This window comes from Paraburkholderia sp. LEh10 (genome assembly GCF_017814945.1).
GTDB lineage: Bacteria > Pseudomonadota > Gammaproteobacteria > Burkholderiales > Burkholderiaceae > Paraburkholderia.
On sequence record NZ_JAGIPX010000038.1, the window covers coordinates 69,065 to 84,474 of the forward strand.

The 15,410-nt window shown below is 59.7% G+C and carries 8 protein-coding genes and 2 pseudogenes; 4 read left to right on the plus strand and 6 right to left on the minus strand.

From position 1 onward, the window contains the following. The first annotated feature begins 1,974 nt into the window (after positions 1 to 1,974). Positions 1,975 to 5,070, plus strand: a complete 3,096-nt coding sequence (locus tag J8I87_RS27490; protein ID WP_245254191.1) for an acetoacetate--CoA ligase — start codon at positions 1,975 to 1,977, stop codon at positions 5,068 to 5,070. A 1,024-nt stretch (positions 5,071 to 6,094) separates the two neighbouring features. Here J8I87_RS27490 and J8I87_RS27495 read toward each other — a convergent pair. The 3 genes from J8I87_RS27495 to J8I87_RS27505 all read right to left on the minus strand — a co-directional run bounded on the left by J8I87_RS27495 (position 6,095) and on the right by J8I87_RS27505 (position 8,502). Beyond that, positions 6,095 to 6,931 carry an FTR1 family protein gene (locus tag J8I87_RS27495; protein ID WP_209935231.1) on the minus strand — a complete coding sequence of 279 codons (837 nt, stop codon included), beginning with the start codon at positions 6,929 to 6,931 and terminating at the stop codon, positions 6,095 to 6,097. Between the two features lie 14 nt (positions 6,932 to 6,945). Beyond that, complete coding sequence (locus tag J8I87_RS27500) at positions 6,946 to 7,251, minus strand: cupredoxin domain-containing protein (RefSeq protein WP_245254194.1); 306 nt, start codon at positions 7,249 to 7,251, stop codon at positions 6,946 to 6,948. A 213-nt stretch (positions 7,252 to 7,464) separates the two neighbouring features. Then, complete coding sequence (locus J8I87_RS27505) at positions 7,465 to 8,502, minus strand: GlxA family transcriptional regulator (RefSeq protein ID WP_209935242.1); 1,038 nt, start codon at positions 8,500 to 8,502, stop codon at positions 7,465 to 7,467. 104 nt (positions 8,503 to 8,606) lie between these two features. Between J8I87_RS27505 and J8I87_RS27510 the strand changes: the two genes are divergently transcribed. Continuing rightward, on the plus strand, positions 8,607 to 9,143 hold the full coding sequence (locus tag J8I87_RS27510) for a Tautomerase enzyme (RefSeq protein ID WP_209935233.1): 537 nt from the start codon (positions 8,607 to 8,609) through the stop codon (positions 9,141 to 9,143). A gap of 14 nt (positions 9,144 to 9,157) precedes the next feature. Continuing rightward, a complete protein-coding gene (locus J8I87_RS27515; protein ID WP_209935235.1) occupies positions 9,158 to 9,631 on the plus strand; it encodes a hypothetical protein in 474 nt (157 codons plus the stop codon). A 2,254-nt stretch (positions 9,632 to 11,885) separates the two neighbouring features. On the opposite strand, the gene J8I87_RS27520 is transcribed toward J8I87_RS27515, so the two are convergent. Both J8I87_RS27520 and J8I87_RS27525 read right to left on the minus strand, forming a co-directional pair. Continuing rightward, positions 11,886 to 12,860, minus strand: coding sequence for a carbon-nitrogen hydrolase family protein (locus tag J8I87_RS27520; RefSeq protein WP_209935236.1), 975 nt, complete (start codon positions 12,858 to 12,860; stop codon positions 11,886 to 11,888). A gap of 717 nt (positions 12,861 to 13,577) precedes the next feature. After that, the gene (locus tag J8I87_RS27525) at positions 13,578 to 14,375 is read right to left on the minus strand and encodes a hypothetical protein (RefSeq protein WP_209935237.1); all 798 of its coding nucleotides are present in this window, start codon (positions 14,373 to 14,375) and stop codon (positions 13,578 to 13,580) included. Between the two features lie 356 nt (positions 14,376 to 14,731). Here J8I87_RS27525 and J8I87_RS27530 point away from each other — a divergent pair. Then, positions 14,732 to 14,901 (plus strand): annotated as a pseudogene (locus J8I87_RS27530) (cold shock domain-containing protein). Positions 14,902 to 15,028: 127 nt separating this feature from the next. Here the strand turns inward: J8I87_RS27530 and J8I87_RS44985 are convergent. Further along, positions 15,029 to 15,331, minus strand: a pseudogene (locus tag J8I87_RS44985) (hypothetical protein); the annotation flags it as partial. Positions 15,332 to 15,410 lie beyond the last annotated feature (79 nt).

A 15,410-nucleotide genomic window follows, 5' to 3' on the forward strand; every position in this document is an offset into this window, starting at 1 on the left:
CTACATTTGCGCAGCCGAGACCACGCAATCGACGGGAGGCGAATCATGAGATCAATTCTCAGTCGTGTCGGCCGTCCCTTCGCCGTTGCTCATAGCACGTTCGTAGCCTTGCTGTTAGCTGCGACATCTGCCGAATCCGCATGTCCGGATTATGTCGCCTTGCCCTCAGGCACCGTCTTCAACCTTGCTGCTCTAATCGCAGATGCCGGGTCCCCGGATGGCGCTCTCAGACAAGCGCGAAGTGCGGTTGCAAAAGTAAGTGCATACGGTGGTTGCCTCCCGTCAGAGGAGCTGGCTGCATGTGAGGAAACATTGGCGGTTGCGCGGAAAGCCATCGTCGCGTTGGAAACGTGTGTCGCGTCGGACTCGCCGTCCGGGAAGGTGCAAATGAATCAGCGAGATGCGTCGAAATAGACTAAGCGTTCATGCGTTGACAGCCAGGCTATATCTTTCCACAGCGCACATTGCCACCCGTAGATGTTCCCGCAACCCCCGATACAGGTCGGCCTTCGCCTGAAGGGGGACGGCGGGGACCCATTATGCGACGGCTCTCGTCCCTATCTGACTTGTTCGGCTACTGGCATAACTTCACGTCCACGACCTGACCGCCAATCGAAATTCGCGAGCTTTGGGCCTGCTAGTAGCTCCTTGTTCCAGTTTCCATTGGGACAGGTGGCATCGGCCAGTAAGTCCTGAGTGGGATACGGAAAACCCGTATCCCATTGGAAAGTTAGTGGCAAGGCTCCAGCAGAAACGTTGTCACCTATCGGCGTGCTGAAGGAAGCCGATGCCGGGCATGAAGGTAGCAGCTATGCCCCGAGCACGGCATATTGGATCCGACAATCAGTCAATGAAAGATCACATCGTTGGACGATATCGCGGGTATGTCATTGAAGCACGGCATAGAGAGGTGCCCGACCCGTTTGGTCGACGAAGTCTCACTGAGATACCGGGTCACTTGGTCGGTGCGTATGAAGACTTCAAAGCAACCGGTCGCCGGTGTCGTTATCGATCCTCTTACGTATGATTCGGAGAGCGTCGCCCTGACTTCCGTCGACCGCAGGGCGCGCGCCTTTATCGATGTCATGCTGACGGGTAGCAACGAGCATACGACAAGCGGTCTGCCTCAGTTGTAAGCGGCTGGCACGTTGTGTCCCGACGATAACGGCCAAAGCCGATCATCTCTGCTCGCACGCGGGGAGTCGCACTGTGCATGTCCGTACTGGCTGGGCGATTCTGAAAAAAATGCGATCCGAAGGGCGCGATGCAAGGACGTCTCATCAGGAGGATTACACTTCGCCTTCATTTTGTGAGTTGTTTCGCGTTGGGCTTGTTGTCTTGATAACACTTGGCGAGAAGACGATTTTAGCTCCGCGCCTTTGGATCCCTTCTGCATGCGCAGCCTTCAGCAAAATTCGCGGATTGAGAATAGTGATTCGCATCCGCATAAGGGCCGCGAGGGTCAGCGTAGGCTGCCGGACAGTATCAGCAGATAAGGCCCGTTCTCGCGCAGAATCGGGGCAATACGGATAGCCGAGGCTCCGCACGGTTTGCTTAAGCTCGCCGATACGTGCCTCCGCAATGCATGGAAGTGAGTAACGACCGAGGCCGAAATCGGCGGCTGCGCGTTCATTTCTAGTACTGAGTGAATGGCCGATTTGGGCTAGGCGGAGCATTCAAGCAGGCATTGATGGATGGGCATCACAGTCCAGCTTACATCCGGCGACACAGAGTGGCCGTCAACATCATGGTTTGCCCCGGACAGTTTGGTTCGGCGACGAACAGATTGCGCCATCGAAAACCAATAAGGTAGTGACGTACCTTTCATTCTGATAATCGTAGCGCCGCAAGCGGCGGGTATCAACGGCACCTCCAAACTCGCGTCTTCGCGGTGTCGACGCTGAGCAGTGCTTGCGCATTACCGAAGATCTGATTATGAAATATCTCGGGCGCCAAGGCTCCGCCGAACGCGTTATGTTCGTGCCGACCGGAAGATGCATCGCGGTATCGCGAATGAGTGAGTTCACGGCGGCACTCAAAGCACACACCGGCCTGTTGCTGACCGACTACGCGAAGCTGCACGCGTTCTCGGTCCGCGAGTACCGGACTTTCTGGCGATTTTTTCTTGACTGGTGTGAAGACATCGATCACGGTGGCGATACCGAACCGGTCTGCGTCGGCGACAGCTGCGAGCACGCCACCTTTTTCCCGCGCGTCGAGCTTAACTATGCGGACAACCTGCTCAACCTGAGGGTCGCCGGCGCCGATGCGCCGGCGCTGTGCGAATGCCACCCCGGCGGGCTACGGGTGCAGATCACGCGCGGCGAGCTGCGCGAGCGCGTCGTGCGTCTTGCCAGCGCGCTCGAACGCCTGGGCGTGCTCAAGGGCGATCGGGTCGCAACGGTGATGCACAACGACGCGCAGGCGGTGGTCACTGCGTTAGCCGTCGCGGCGATCGGCGCCACGTTGTCGAGCGCCTCGCCGGAGATGGGCGCCGACGCGCTGCTCGACCGCTTCGCGCCGCTCTCGCCACGCCTGCTGTTTGCACACACCGCAAGCCGGGGCTTCAATACAGGCCGCACGCCAGCGGATAAGGTCGCGCAGCTGGCGGCCGCATTGCCCTCGCTCGAGGGTATTGTCTTTCTCGATGACGGGCCGGTGCCGGACAACGTCACGCTGCCGGTTCATTCGTTGAGCACGCTGATCGCCCAGGCTGATCCGACGAACTTCGTCTGGCGGCGCTTTCCGTTCAACCAGCCGCTCTTCATCATGTTTTCGTCGGGTACCACCGGCAAGCCGAAATGCATCGTTCATGGCGCCGGCGGCACGCTGCTGGAACATCTGAAGGAACACCGGCTCCATACTGACCTGCGCCCAGGCGACAAGCTCTACTTCCATACCAGTTGCGCGTGGATGATGTGGAACTGGCAGTTGTCGGCGCTCGCGTCCGGGGTCGAGATCGTCACGTACGACGGCCCGCTGGCGTCCGTCGTTACGTTGTGGCAGCTGGTCGCCAGCGAGCGGGTGAGCATGTTCGGCACGAGCCCCGCTTACCTGAAGATGTGCGAGCAGGCGGGCCTCGAGCCTGCACGGCAATTCGACCTGTCAGCGTTGCGCACGATGATGTCGACGGGCGCGGTGCTTTACGACCGGCAATACCACTGGGTACGCGAGCATGTCGGCGACCTGCCGCTGCAGTCGATCTCCGGCGGAACCGATATCATCGGCTGCTTCGTGCTTGGTAATCCTGATCTTCCCGTCCGGGTCGGTGAGGCGCAATGCAAGAGTCTGGCGCTCGACGTGCAGGCGTGGCAGGACGGCGCGCCCGCACGCGGCGTCGGCCAACTGGTCTGCGCGAATCCGTTCCCGTCGCGACCGCTCGGATTTTTCGGCGATGCGGACGGCTCATCGTTTCATAAAGCCTATTTCAAGGCGAATCCGGGTGTCTGGACACATGGCGACCTGATCGAGTTCTCGACACAAGGTTCTGCGCGCATGCATGGCCGATGCGACGGCGTGCTGAACGTGGGCGGCGTCAACGTGGGTCCTGCGGAGATCTACCGCGTACTGAACGACATCCCCTGCATCCGTGACGCGATGGTCGTCGATCGGCGCGCGGCGTCCACTTCAGAGCCCGGGCGGGGCGCTGTGCCGATGACGGGCGGGCCCGGGCACTCGCGCGAGCGCTGCATTGTTCTGCTGGTCGTGCTGCAGGACGGCGTCGCACTCACCGTCGCGCTGCAGTCGCAGTTGCGCCGCGACCTCGCGCGCCGCGCGTCGCCGGCGCACGTGCCGGACGTGATCCTGGCGGTCGATGCGTTGCCGGTCACCCACAGCGGCAAGCCGTCCGAAGCCGCTGCGCGCGATGCGATCAACGGGCTGCCGGTTGCCAACGCGGCGGCGTTACGCAACCCCGAGTGTCTCGACGCGATCCGCCTGCATCCAGCGCTGAATCTCGCGATGCGCACGATGCCGTCGCCCGGCACCACCCGCGAGGCGCTTGAGCGTTACCTGCAGGCGCTATGGGAGAGCCTGTTCTGCTTCAGCCCGATCGCTTGCGACGACGATTTCTTCGATCTGGGCGGTGATTCGCTGCTCGCCGCCGAACTGGTGACGCATGTGCAGCAGACGACCGGTCACGCGATTTCGCTCGCGACGCTGCTTACCGCACCGACCATCGCCCGGCTTGCCGACGCAATCGTCAATGGCGCGCCCGACGCTCCGTCGGAATCGCTGGTGCTGATGCGCGCTGGAACGGGCAGGCCGCTGTTCGTCGCGCATAGCGTCACCGGATCGGTGATGGAATGTCGCGCGCTGATCGGCGCGTTGGGGAGCACCCGGCCGGTCTACGGACTCATCACCCGTCAACTCGGAGGCATTGAGGCTCCGCTACAGGATGTCGCCGAGATGGCGCGCGGCTATGTCGAGCAGATACGCATCGTGCAGCAACACGGGCCGTACGCGCTGTTCGGCTACTCGTTCGGCGGACTGATCGCAATGGAGATCGCGCAGCAACTGCATCGCGCGGGCGAGAAGATCGAATTGCTGTGCATGCTCGACACGTACGTGCACGAACATTGTCTGCCGTGGAATGCGTGGCTGCGTCATCAGGCGGGCTACGTCGCACGGCAATGGCAGATGCTGTATGAGATGCCGGCTGCGCAGCGCAGACTATTCGTGCGCGGCAAGTTTGCTGGCGCGCTCGACCGCGTGCGACTGCGGCTCGGCCGCACTGCAAGCAAGCCCACGCCTGATGCAGTCGGGCTCCCTGCCGTGCAGCAGCGCGTGCGCGCGATCATGCGGGTCGCAATGACGCGGTACCGGCCGCGGCAATATCGCGCCGGACCGATTCTGTATATCGATGCGCTGACTCCGCTGTTGAACCGCCCCGATCCAATGCCATTGTTGCGACATGTCGCGCGCGCCGGGCTGAAGGTCGTCGAGGTCGAAGGAGGTCACGGCGACATGATCGTCGAGCCGTATATGCTGGCGGTCGTACGGGCGCTCGACGACGCGTTGCGCGGCGACACGCCGTCACAACCGTCATCGACCGCCAGTCTGCGTACCTGAACGCTCGCGCCGCGCCATGTCGAATGACCGCATTGAGATTGCGGGAGTCGAGGGCTGAAAGTCCGTCCCGGGCAATATGCGCGGTACGCGCATGAAATGGGAACGGCACCAGGCGCATCGAAACGGCGACTCGATCACGTTGGCGTTGACGATTTAGGGCGTTTCGCCGCGACATTGCGGACAATGTGTTTCGAACGGCTGTTGATGCGCTGGACAACGATGTACATCTTCAAGCTGATGCAGCACACTGTGGTAGCCATGGGCCGTGCACAGTCGGCAATACCGGAAAGCCGGGTGATACCTTGCCTTTCGGAAGCAGTGTCGAGTCCATATTGCGGTGCGGGCGCTGCTCTACACGCACGCTCAGGCGTCACCTTCACGTCGCCGTCTTGCTGTTCACCGCAGGTGAGACGGAGTTCCTTCAAAGGTTCGCAGCCAGGCAGACTCGAGGAGCGCGCTTGCGCGGCAAGCCGCATCTTCGTGTCGGCTTATAAGTCACGCTCTTTCGCGATCCAGGTCTGGCCAGCACACATCGGGTGCTGAACGGGAAGGGTTCAGTTGGTCACCGACTTCTCGGTGCGCAGGGGCTCTCGCGGCAGGCGACGACAGTGGGCTCGTCCCACTTCATCAAGGGGGAGCCGCTTACCGCGCTCGTGATTTTGACGCGTCGGCGGCCGTGGTCCATTTACTGGACCGTCTTCTTCCTCTCACGGACCGCCCGATCAGATGCCGCGTAGCCCTCCAGGTGCAGCCTGGCGCCTCCAGCAGCGCCGCCATGGAAAGCTGTGGAAGCTTGAGTGCGATCATGTCGCCGTATACACAAGCGGCCAACCTGTGTCCAGCCAAGAAGGCTGGAGACCCGAAAAACTCGCGCTCCGTAATGGCGTCATTCTGGCATCACCACCCTCAGCGCGACCAGCAATGCTGCGCTTTTCTCGGGGCTGGGTGTCTTCATGTGAGTTTTTATATTCCTCTGCTGCGCTTAAAAGCAGATTGGCGGTTCTCCGCGGAAGGTCTGGCAGCCCTACGCCGCTTGCCGGGATCCACGCGCAGTGCCTTGAGGACCTGCAATTGTGCGAGCGAGAAGCACAATGATTGTGAGTGTCGCGATATAAGCCGCGATCTGGATTCCAGCGGGTCGAGCCGTGTAGCCAATGAGCGTGTGAAGCATCTTGCCGATGACGCTGGTCTCCTTGAGCAGCCACGACGTATCCCAGACCATGTCGCCCCAGGACGGCAAAAGACCAGCCGATACCAGATAACCGACACCCTGGCTCGCCATGCCTGCTGCCAGCAGAATGATCAGTGCGTTGGTCACGGAAAACAGGCGCTTCAGCGGAATCTGCAGAAGCCCCGCATACATCGCGGCACCAAGACCCACGCCACCGAGAACACCTGACAGTCCGCCCAGGATCATTTGCGGCGTTTGTCCCGGGTCGCCCGCGGCGATGCCATACAGAAACAGGACGGCCTCCGAACCCTCACGAAGCACGGCTACACCAACGACGATTGCGAGACCGGTGAGAGGTCTGCTGCCCGCCGCTACGGCCTTGCCCACGTCTGAAATCTGCCGCGCCATCTCACGGCTATGCTTGCCCATCCAGATGCTGTGCCATGCGAGCATGACGACTGCGACGAACATCACGCCGGCGTTGAACACCTCCTGGCCCATGCCGGACGCCCATGACGAAATGACGTCCGCAAATATGGCTATGAGGCCAGCGCCGATAACGCCGCTAAGCAGGCCGCCGCTAACCCACCACCCTCGGTTGAGAACTCCTTTGGTGGCCGCCATGACGATCGACACAACCAGTGCGGCCTCGAGTACTTCACGAAAGACGATGAGTGCGGTGGATAGCATGATGACGTGAACACTTATTTGACGGTCAGACGGCTCTTCGATTCAGCTTCGTGATACTCGTCGTGAAACTCATAGGTTCCGGCCTTCAGCGGCCCGATGAAAATATCGACCTGCTTGCCTGCGGGAATCACCTTCTCCGCCTTGAAGTCGTCGCTTTCGAATTCGGCCGGCGTCGAATCAAGATTGTTTACGGTTACCTTTACCTTCTTGCCTGCGGGGATGGTCAGGCCGTCCGGCGAAAATTTGTGATCCTTGAGCGTGAGGCTGTACGACTCCTCTGTGGCGAGCACATTGGCTGCATGGAGCGCCATCGAGACCATGGCAAGAGTGATAAAGGCTCGCGTTTTTTTCATAAAGGGTTCTCTGGTTGGTAACATCTCTTAATGGAAAAGATAATAAGATCGATTCGCGTCTGCCTGCAAGATCCCATAAAATAAGTATGGGTATAACGCTTCACTATCTGAGAAGATTGTCCGCATCCGTCCGCGAAACGGAAATGTGACAAGGCTGCGGCGTAATGATCTCGCGAGGCCTCAGCCGCCGTTGCGGCCCGACTTGGCTTCTATATTCTCCGCCGCGGCACGCGAGAACCGCATTTGATATTCACTCGGCGACAACCCGGTCTTGCGCTTGAACAATTGCCGAAATGTGCTGATATCGCCGTAGCCGACCCGCTGACTCACCGCCTCAAGCCTAATTGGCCGCGTTTCCAGCAGCCTTTTCGCAACCTCGATGCGTAGATTCTGCAGATACGTCAACGGTGCTAGCCCGACGGCTTCCTTGAAACGGCGATTGAGCGTGCGTTCGCTGACAGCAAGCGACGCCGCCAGGTCACTCAATCGGAATCCCTGCTGCAACGTAGCCTCCATCTGCTGCTGGGCGCGCGCGACGAGCGTGTCGGTATGCCCATGTTCGTCGAGAAGCGTTGCAAAGGAAGCCTGCGACGTCCGGTTCATGTCGATCAATAGCGCCTTCGCAGTCACCGTGGCGAGTTCCTCGTCGGCGAATGTTTCGACGAGCTGCACCGCGAGATTCAGATACGACGTCACGGAACCGCCCGAGATGATGCCGTCTTGCGCGATCAGCAGTTCCTGCGCGCGAACTTCCACACGCGGATAGCGGCGCGCGAAGTCCGCGGCTCTCGCCCAGTGCGTCGTTGCGGTGCGGCCATCCAGCAGGCCCGCCTCGGCGAGCAGGTAGTTGGCCGTGCAATAAGCCGCCAGCACGGCACCGGCCTTGCGTTGACGCCGTAGTGCGGAAGACAGCGCGTCCAACTGCTCGCGGCGCCCGATGAACTCGTCGATGTTCGAGAAAAACGGTGCCGTCAGCAGAACGGCGTCCGCCCGTTTGCGTGGGTCGATCCTGCCGTCGACGTAAATGGTCTGGCCCGACGCAGCCGTGACGGGTTGCCCGTCGAGAGATTCAACGCGCCATGCGAATACGGGCGCGGATATCGTGCCCGCCGCAGCCTTGCGCGCATGGAACTGATTGGCCGCGCTGAAGACGTCAACAGGGCCCGCGACGCCGGACGCGAGGATTCCGTCATAGACCCAGATGCGGATGATGGTCATTGCGTGTCTGAAATTCATTGAATAATGGCGATGCTGCCACTTCCGGCCGCACGAGTAAACCTTGATCATGGCCAATCCAATGAACCGAAGGCAGGAGCAGCACCATGCCAATGATTGATGCACTGTGGCCCGAACACGCCTTGGCACCCGAGGCCGAAGCGCGGCTCGTCAAGGAATTGACCGATATTCTCATCGAGGCGGAAGGGTACGATCCTGCCAGTCCGATCGCCCAAAATGTCACCGTCTTCCATCTTCATCGGCCGGCAGCGATCTACATCGGCGGTGAACGCACGAACACGATACGCTACCGGATCATTCCGTCTGCACCCGAAGGGCAATACACCGACGAATCGTGTTGCTCGCTCGTCAGAAAGCTCACGGAAGCGGTGGCGCGCGCAGAGAACCGGCCGTTCGATGACGTCGCGCCGCGCGTCTGGGTCTTCCCGACCGAGATTCAGGATGGCGCCTGGGGGTCGCGCGGAGCGATCTGGAGGCTGCCCGATATTCATGCGCTGCTGGCGGGCGAGTCCGAGCGCGACGCGGGCGTTGAACGCCTCGCGCGACGCCGCCTCGAAACCGCGCGCATCATGCTGGAAGCAGCGCTCGATGCGGCTAGCGCCGGCATGACGAGCAAGCTGTAACTGGAGCGTCCAGCATGAAATTCAACGACACGGCCCCGGTGCTGGCGCCCACAGGCAGTGCGCCGCTCTGGTTGGCGAGGCTCGCCGAGAACGCGACACTCGAAGCCACCGTCCTGAAGCGTCCGATCGAGGGACGAGCCGATATTCTCTGCGTGATCAAGCACGCGGTCTCGCTCTACGAATTCCAGCATCACAGCTACAAGGGCGAGATCGGCAACGGCTTGTACTTGGAATCCTATCGCTCGCAGATCCAGGGCGTGCCGATCGAAACGGTGGTCGTCGCGCATCTGAACGAACAGGGAGAGACGGATTCCGTAGTGATCAACCATCGCCCGCTCAACGCAGCGCTGCTATTTTCGAAACAGATGTGGGAACGCGTCGATGAGCGCTTCCGCGATTGCTATCTGACGGGACCAGAAGCCGCGGCGCTAAATACGGCAGATGATGTGGCCTCGCGCCAGTCTCCTTGTATTGAATGGACCTCCTAACGAGCGCTCTATAGATCCATGTCGCAAATAACTCCAATGCCAATCACGCCAACTACGCAGATATTGGCGATGGAACCTTTGCGCGGGGCACGGACATGCAACTTGTCCAACACATTCTTCCGACCGAAGCTATCTCGTCGGTGTGGCGATGAAGGCGGTGGTAGAGAGAGGGACGCGCATGAGCCGTTTGACGGTTAGAGGAGCGGGGCCGCGTATGCCGCGCGGAAGCGAGTGCTATTCAATGGTGCGCATGACGCGCTGATTGACGCCGATGAGCGAAGGGGCGGAAGCGGCGTCTGATTGAAAGACGACGCTAGCGATCCAACGGCGCATTGATTCGCGCTGCAGCGCAGTCCGAGCCCCGTCATCCAAGAAAAGTAGCAGCGTCGACACCCCCGCTCCGAATGTGTTCTCGAACACTGTCTCTGGCCGGTGGCGTCGGAGGGGTCCGGCCACGGCGATCGCGACCGCCTGATTCGGGTTTGTACACTTTTGTATACGAATCAATGAATTTCGATTTGGATGAGGTCAATCCAGCACCTTCTCATCGCGGCACAATCGCGCCGAAGACGGTGCGACCCTCGCCCACCTGAAAAAGGTCGAGCCGTCTTCGCGCACGCGTTGCCCTGGCCGCATGGCGATGCCCGGAGAACTCAAGGCCGCCGCTACGCACTCGGAAACTCATCAACGTTGTATGTAAAGGCGGGTCGATGGACTGAAACGGGGTCGAAAAGAGAGATTTCCGAGGACCAAGACTTACGAGTGAGAACCTCGCGCGCTTCGTTCGCGGCGCGCTTGGGTGACCTGCTGCCGCGATGCCCGGGCCGAAACATTGATCGCGGACTGATTACATGCCCCACAGAGCTGGCAGTTTTCGATTAGGGGGATATATGCGCCATGTGCCATCTTGATGACGAAAGAAGAACATCGCAACCGGACGTGTTCCCCTAAACGCCTCGACGCATACATAGCACTCGCTTTCGGATCGTCTATTCCTGAACGCTGTGACGCGAACGCCCTTTGAGGAATTTCCGACGAGCCAGTGCTCCACCATCAAACGCAGCGACCTGCCACTACTAGCCATCAACTTCTCCTATCCTTCACTTCATACAACGGCCGATAACGTCATGTACAGCGCATCGCGTGGTGCGCCATCGCGAGGACCGTGAACAAACTGAACTGCACTGCGGGTACAAGAGGCGCGCTTTCGGCTGAGCGCGAACGGTCTGCCCACGCTTCGCGAACTGAGCGAGCGGGCTAGCAAAGCCACCGCCGGGCGGAGTATGCAGGTCTCGAGCGTATCAACTACGGAGTCGATGCCGCGGCGGGTGTCATGTACATACGCTTAAAATATCCGTTTGGCGCCCTCGGAACCAATCCCCGAAAGCGAATCATAGTGTTGCATCACAGGCATCAATCTGTTGACAGAAGAGCCATCCTATCCAGTCTCAGCGACTTTAACTGCTCGCGCCCGAGATGCCCGCCCTTCGCGCGTCAGTCACACATCGATACGCGCGTGGGCCGTAGGTGCCACTTGGAGTCGCTCGAGCGTACGGATGCGAGAGCGGTTGTGCATCGCGCAACGTTCGCTTCGATGCCAAACCTGAAAGTCGCCATGCGTTAGTCGTAGCCACGATGCGTTAGTCGCAGGTCCGCGCATCGAATCGAACCCAACGGTCGCAAACGTCGGAAGACATGACTGAAGCTTATAGCGTGCATCCTTACAGATCACGATGCAGGTAGGGTTGTCGGTTTGACTTGCCGGGTAAGCTCCAACGTAGCCGGGATTTCCAATGCAGAACGACCCTGATTCCATGTCGGCCTCATCATGCGGCCGACATGGCGGAGACGTTGTCTGCTGATGGGGAACGATCCGGGCTGGCTTAGCTGCCGGAGAACGTTTTGCCAACCGGCGACACTGCTTCGACTCGGATGTGGACACCGAACACGCTGGCAAATTGCCTCAGAGCTCGCGACCGACGTACGCATTTTTGCCGCCGTTTGTCCATCAAGAACTCCGTAGCAACCCCAGCCGCAGGCGGCATGGATGGGTGCGTGACGAAGCTCCGTCCGACGGACTCGCGATCTTCACGCGCCAATAAAACGAACTGGCAGTTTTTTCCCCGATTCGAGAGAAGCAGCCAACACCGCTGTCCCGTCCGCGATTTTCGCAACGGTTCCAGGTCAGCGGCGGCCCCTGGACGGGAGAGCGAGGAGCGTGGTCGAATACCCTCGCACCTCTTCTATTCAGTGATCATGCGACAACTTCCGACTGGTCTTCCTGAATGAAATGCCCGCAGTTCTCATGCACGTGCGCGGTAGGTGTGCGATCGATCATGAGACTGAGCAGTTCCGGCCGGTTGTAGTGACCCGCCGAGTCCATCAGCATCTTGCGGCGGTCGATCAGCGAGAAGTCGAGATCGACGATCACCTCCCCTTCGCCCGAGCGCAGCGGTTCGGCCATCAGCATGCCGTCAGGGGACACGATCGTGGTGAAGCAACCGCCCGAGATCGGGCCGATCCCGCAGCCGGTGTCCTTCATGATCTGCGCCTGCTGGTCGGCGTCGAGCCAGGCGGTTGCGTTCACGACGAAGGCGCCGGACTCGAGCGCGTGCTGGCGGATATTGATTTCCATCCGTTGAGCGAATCCCTCGCCAAAGGCCGAACCCGGATACATGGCCGAATGGATCTGCTCGCCATCGGCGATCATCGCGTAGCGCGCCAGCGGGTTGTTGTGCTCGAAGCAGGCCAACTGACCAATGCGGCCGACCTTGCTGTCGACGGCGCGCAGGCCCGAGCCGTCGCCTTGGCCCCAGATCATCCGTTCGAAATGCGTAGGCGTGATCTTGCGGCGGCGCTGGATCAACGTACCGTCTGCGTCGAACAGCAACTGAGTGTTGTAGAGAGTGCCGCCGTCGCGTTCATTGACGCCGATGGACACCACCATGCCCGCCTTTCGAGCCGCCTCGCCGATCGCGTCGGTGGCGGCCGACGGCACCATTACGGCCTGTTCCAGCAGCCTCAGATGCTCGTTGCCGGACAGAATCTCGATGCCCGTCTGGACTGCGGAAAAGTACGGGTAGTAAGGCACCACGGTCTCAGGAAACGTGGCGAACTGTACCCCTTTCTCACCAAGGTCGAGGATCTTCCGCACGACTTTCGCGACGGTTGCCTCACGGCTATAGAGGACGGGACTGATCTGGACTGCGGCGGCTTTGACGACTTTCATTGCAAACTCCTCGACTGATCAAGACGGCACGTGGCGTCCGGCATATGCAACTTTGAGAATAGAAAACTTAGCTCGTGCGACGCGGCAACTCGCCTTCGTCATCTGTTTCCGTTTGGCGATAGTCGCGCTTTACGGGAGAATCTGAAAGTGGCAATATTGCCATCATTAGAGGAATATCAGACATCTGTGCGCAAACGATGGCGATGTGCGTCTGAGTCTATGACGGCATTCTGGCTTCCGGCGCCGCAGGCCCCATCGATGTCGTTTAACGCCGCCAACCTCAATCGAACGCGGCGAGACTCGGTCCGTCAACCACCGATAACAATCTGGAGGGAACGCATCCGCAGGATGGCGGCGTGCGTGGCAATGCGAAGCAGTAGTCGGGCGGCGGCATGCACGCGGCGGATTCAACCGGTCGATGCAATAGTTCGATGGAATCGTTCAGCCGGTGTTTCGTAATCCAGCGTCTTCCTTGGGCGCTCGTTCAGCCTTCGTGCCACGGCGTTGAGCCTGGCCCCTCGCGCTCGGCAAGCGTGAGCGCCAGCCTGGATCGCCGGCGTGGTGCAGGCTTGGATACCACCAGTTTGCGCCAGCGTTCCCACATCAACGCCTTCTGGCTTTCGCTGTAATAGATCCGGCGTCTCTGTTTCGTTTGCAACGCTCCCGCCGCTCATGCGACGTTCATTGCGTTGCATCGACCGGTTGAATCCGCCAAAGTCAGTGGACATAGCCTGTACGGTCAGGTCGCTGCTTGCTAGACGTCGATTCTTGCGCGCTCACCGTGTGGTTATCGCAAATGGTTCCGCCCGGGGAGTAGGTCTGTCCGTTCCAAACGCACTTGGCGGCCGGCGTAGGAGACCGGACAGACGGATTTGCTGAGGCCGCAGAATTCACCGTCTGCCTTGCTTTGAGTTGGGCGCGCAGATCGGATATCGTTTCCTTTTGCCGGTCGCCAACCTGCCGAAGTTTTTTGATCGTTTCTTTATCAGACGCGCTGGCTTTTTGCATTTGCCGAATCCGCCATATATCTGCGAGTGCGGTTTTGGCATGGATGCAAGCGATCGTTGCGCGATCTTGCATGTATTGCCCGAATTCCGGCGTTGTTTTTTTATCTAAAGCCGGAATATGCAACTCGTATTGCAGACCTATCACTCCTTCGTTGTATGCGAAGCTATCCTTTTGAACCTTATTTCGACAATCTGACTGCAACATTTTCATCCTGTCGGCGGTTATCTCTTGGGCGCCGTCGAACATGCTTTTGTCAATGCTCGTTCCACCCAGGCAGAACCGAATCATTATCCCCCTTTCAATCGTTGAGCCGTAGCCATCGCCCAGAGCCACGCAGGTCCGGCGGATTTGTTCATCTTTCAGGAAATACTTCGTCTCGAATTGCGCAATCCTTTCCTTTGCATCAGCTTCATCATCGGCCATAGCTTCTGTGCAGGCGGCGGAGGCTATAAACAAAAGCAGAAGAGCAAGCTTTAGTAGTGCCGGATTCTTCATTATCGATGACATGTTTTCCTCTGCCGGAAAGGTCGGACAAACGGATTCTTAGTCAGTGCGCTCGCGGCCATTCACCGGACGCTATCCTTTATCGGTTCGTACATGTGTGGCACATCACACATTTCGATCGGTTAACTGTAAGGCTTCAGTTCCCGACCTCGACCGCTGGTCACTGGTCACGTGTCACTGGTCGCACTCTATCCGGAGTTAAGTAAAAACAAGGTTCAGACTTACGTGCATCTCGACAGAAATAATGTTAGAAGCCCATCAAGCAGAGAAATGCCTCGACTGATCACCCAGCGTGCGCTATCCCAGTTCCGAACCTCTAGTCCAATGTTCTTCCGCTAGTACACGTTCAACTCTCGTGACTGAAGCCGCCGTTCACCTGTACGCCGGACGACGGCAGCGATGACCTCTTCGCGCACTTCTCCGAAATCCAGAGCAAAGGGTTCGAGACGCTTCAGGAAGGCCACAAGGTCAGCTTTCTGTGAAGCAGGGGCCGAAAGGCAAGCAGGCCGCAAACATCCAGCCCGTGTAACCCGACACGAACGATTCTGCAGCACGGAAGTATCCAGAGACCAAGCCATGCCACTTGCCGGCTAGTGCTTCAGTCGGGGCGGCGCCTGGGATCGCTTGCAGCTGTGCCGCATTCCTGGTCACTCAGTTCAGTGCACAGGCCCGTGACCTCCGGCGCCGCCCCAGTAATGGCCACCCCCGCCACCGCCCCAGCCACCACCGCCGCCGCGCCATCGATATCCGTGGCCCGTCCAGCCGCTCTGGCCGGACCAGCCTCGGTTTCCGTGGCCCCAGCCTCCATGGCCCCAGCCTCCATGGCCCCAGTGGCCATGATGGCCTCCGCCGTAACAGCAGCCGCCCCAATAGCCGAAGCTCAATGACACCGAGGGTCCCCACCACGGCCAGGCGTAGTACGGATACGGGGCGGGGTAGTACGCAGGCCCGATGAAGACGGTGTCAACGTCGACCGTAATTTCCCCAGAAGTGTCGAAGTAAAAATCCCCACCCAATATGCACGGTGATCAGCCGGTT

Coding starts and splice junctions, on each gene's coding strand:
- J8I87_RS27510 (WP_209935233.1), top strand. CDS start 8,607: ATGCCAATGATTGATGCACTGTGGCCCGAACACGCCTTGGCACCCGAG.
- J8I87_RS27520 (WP_209935236.1), bottom strand. CDS start 12,860: ATGAAAGTCGTCAAAGCCGCCGCAGTCCAGATCAGTCCCGTCCTCTAT.
- J8I87_RS27515 (WP_209935235.1), top strand. CDS start 9,158: ATGAAATTCAACGACACGGCCCCGGTGCTGGCGCCCACAGGCAGTGCG.
- J8I87_RS27495 (WP_209935231.1), bottom strand. CDS start 6,931: ATGCTATCCACCGCACTCATCGTCTTTCGTGAAGTACTCGAGGCCGCA.
- J8I87_RS27490 (WP_245254191.1), top strand. CDS start 1,975: ATGTTCGTGCCGACCGGAAGATGCATCGCGGTATCGCGAATGAGTGAG.
- J8I87_RS27525 (WP_209935237.1), bottom strand. CDS start 14,375: ATGTCATCGATAATGAAGAATCCGGCACTACTAAAGCTTGCTCTTCTG.
- J8I87_RS27505 (WP_209935242.1), bottom strand. CDS start 8,502: ATGACCATCATCCGCATCTGGGTCTATGACGGAATCCTCGCGTCCGGC.
- J8I87_RS27500 (WP_245254194.1), bottom strand. CDS start 7,251: ATGGTCTCGATGGCGCTCCATGCAGCCAATGTGCTCGCCACAGAGGAG.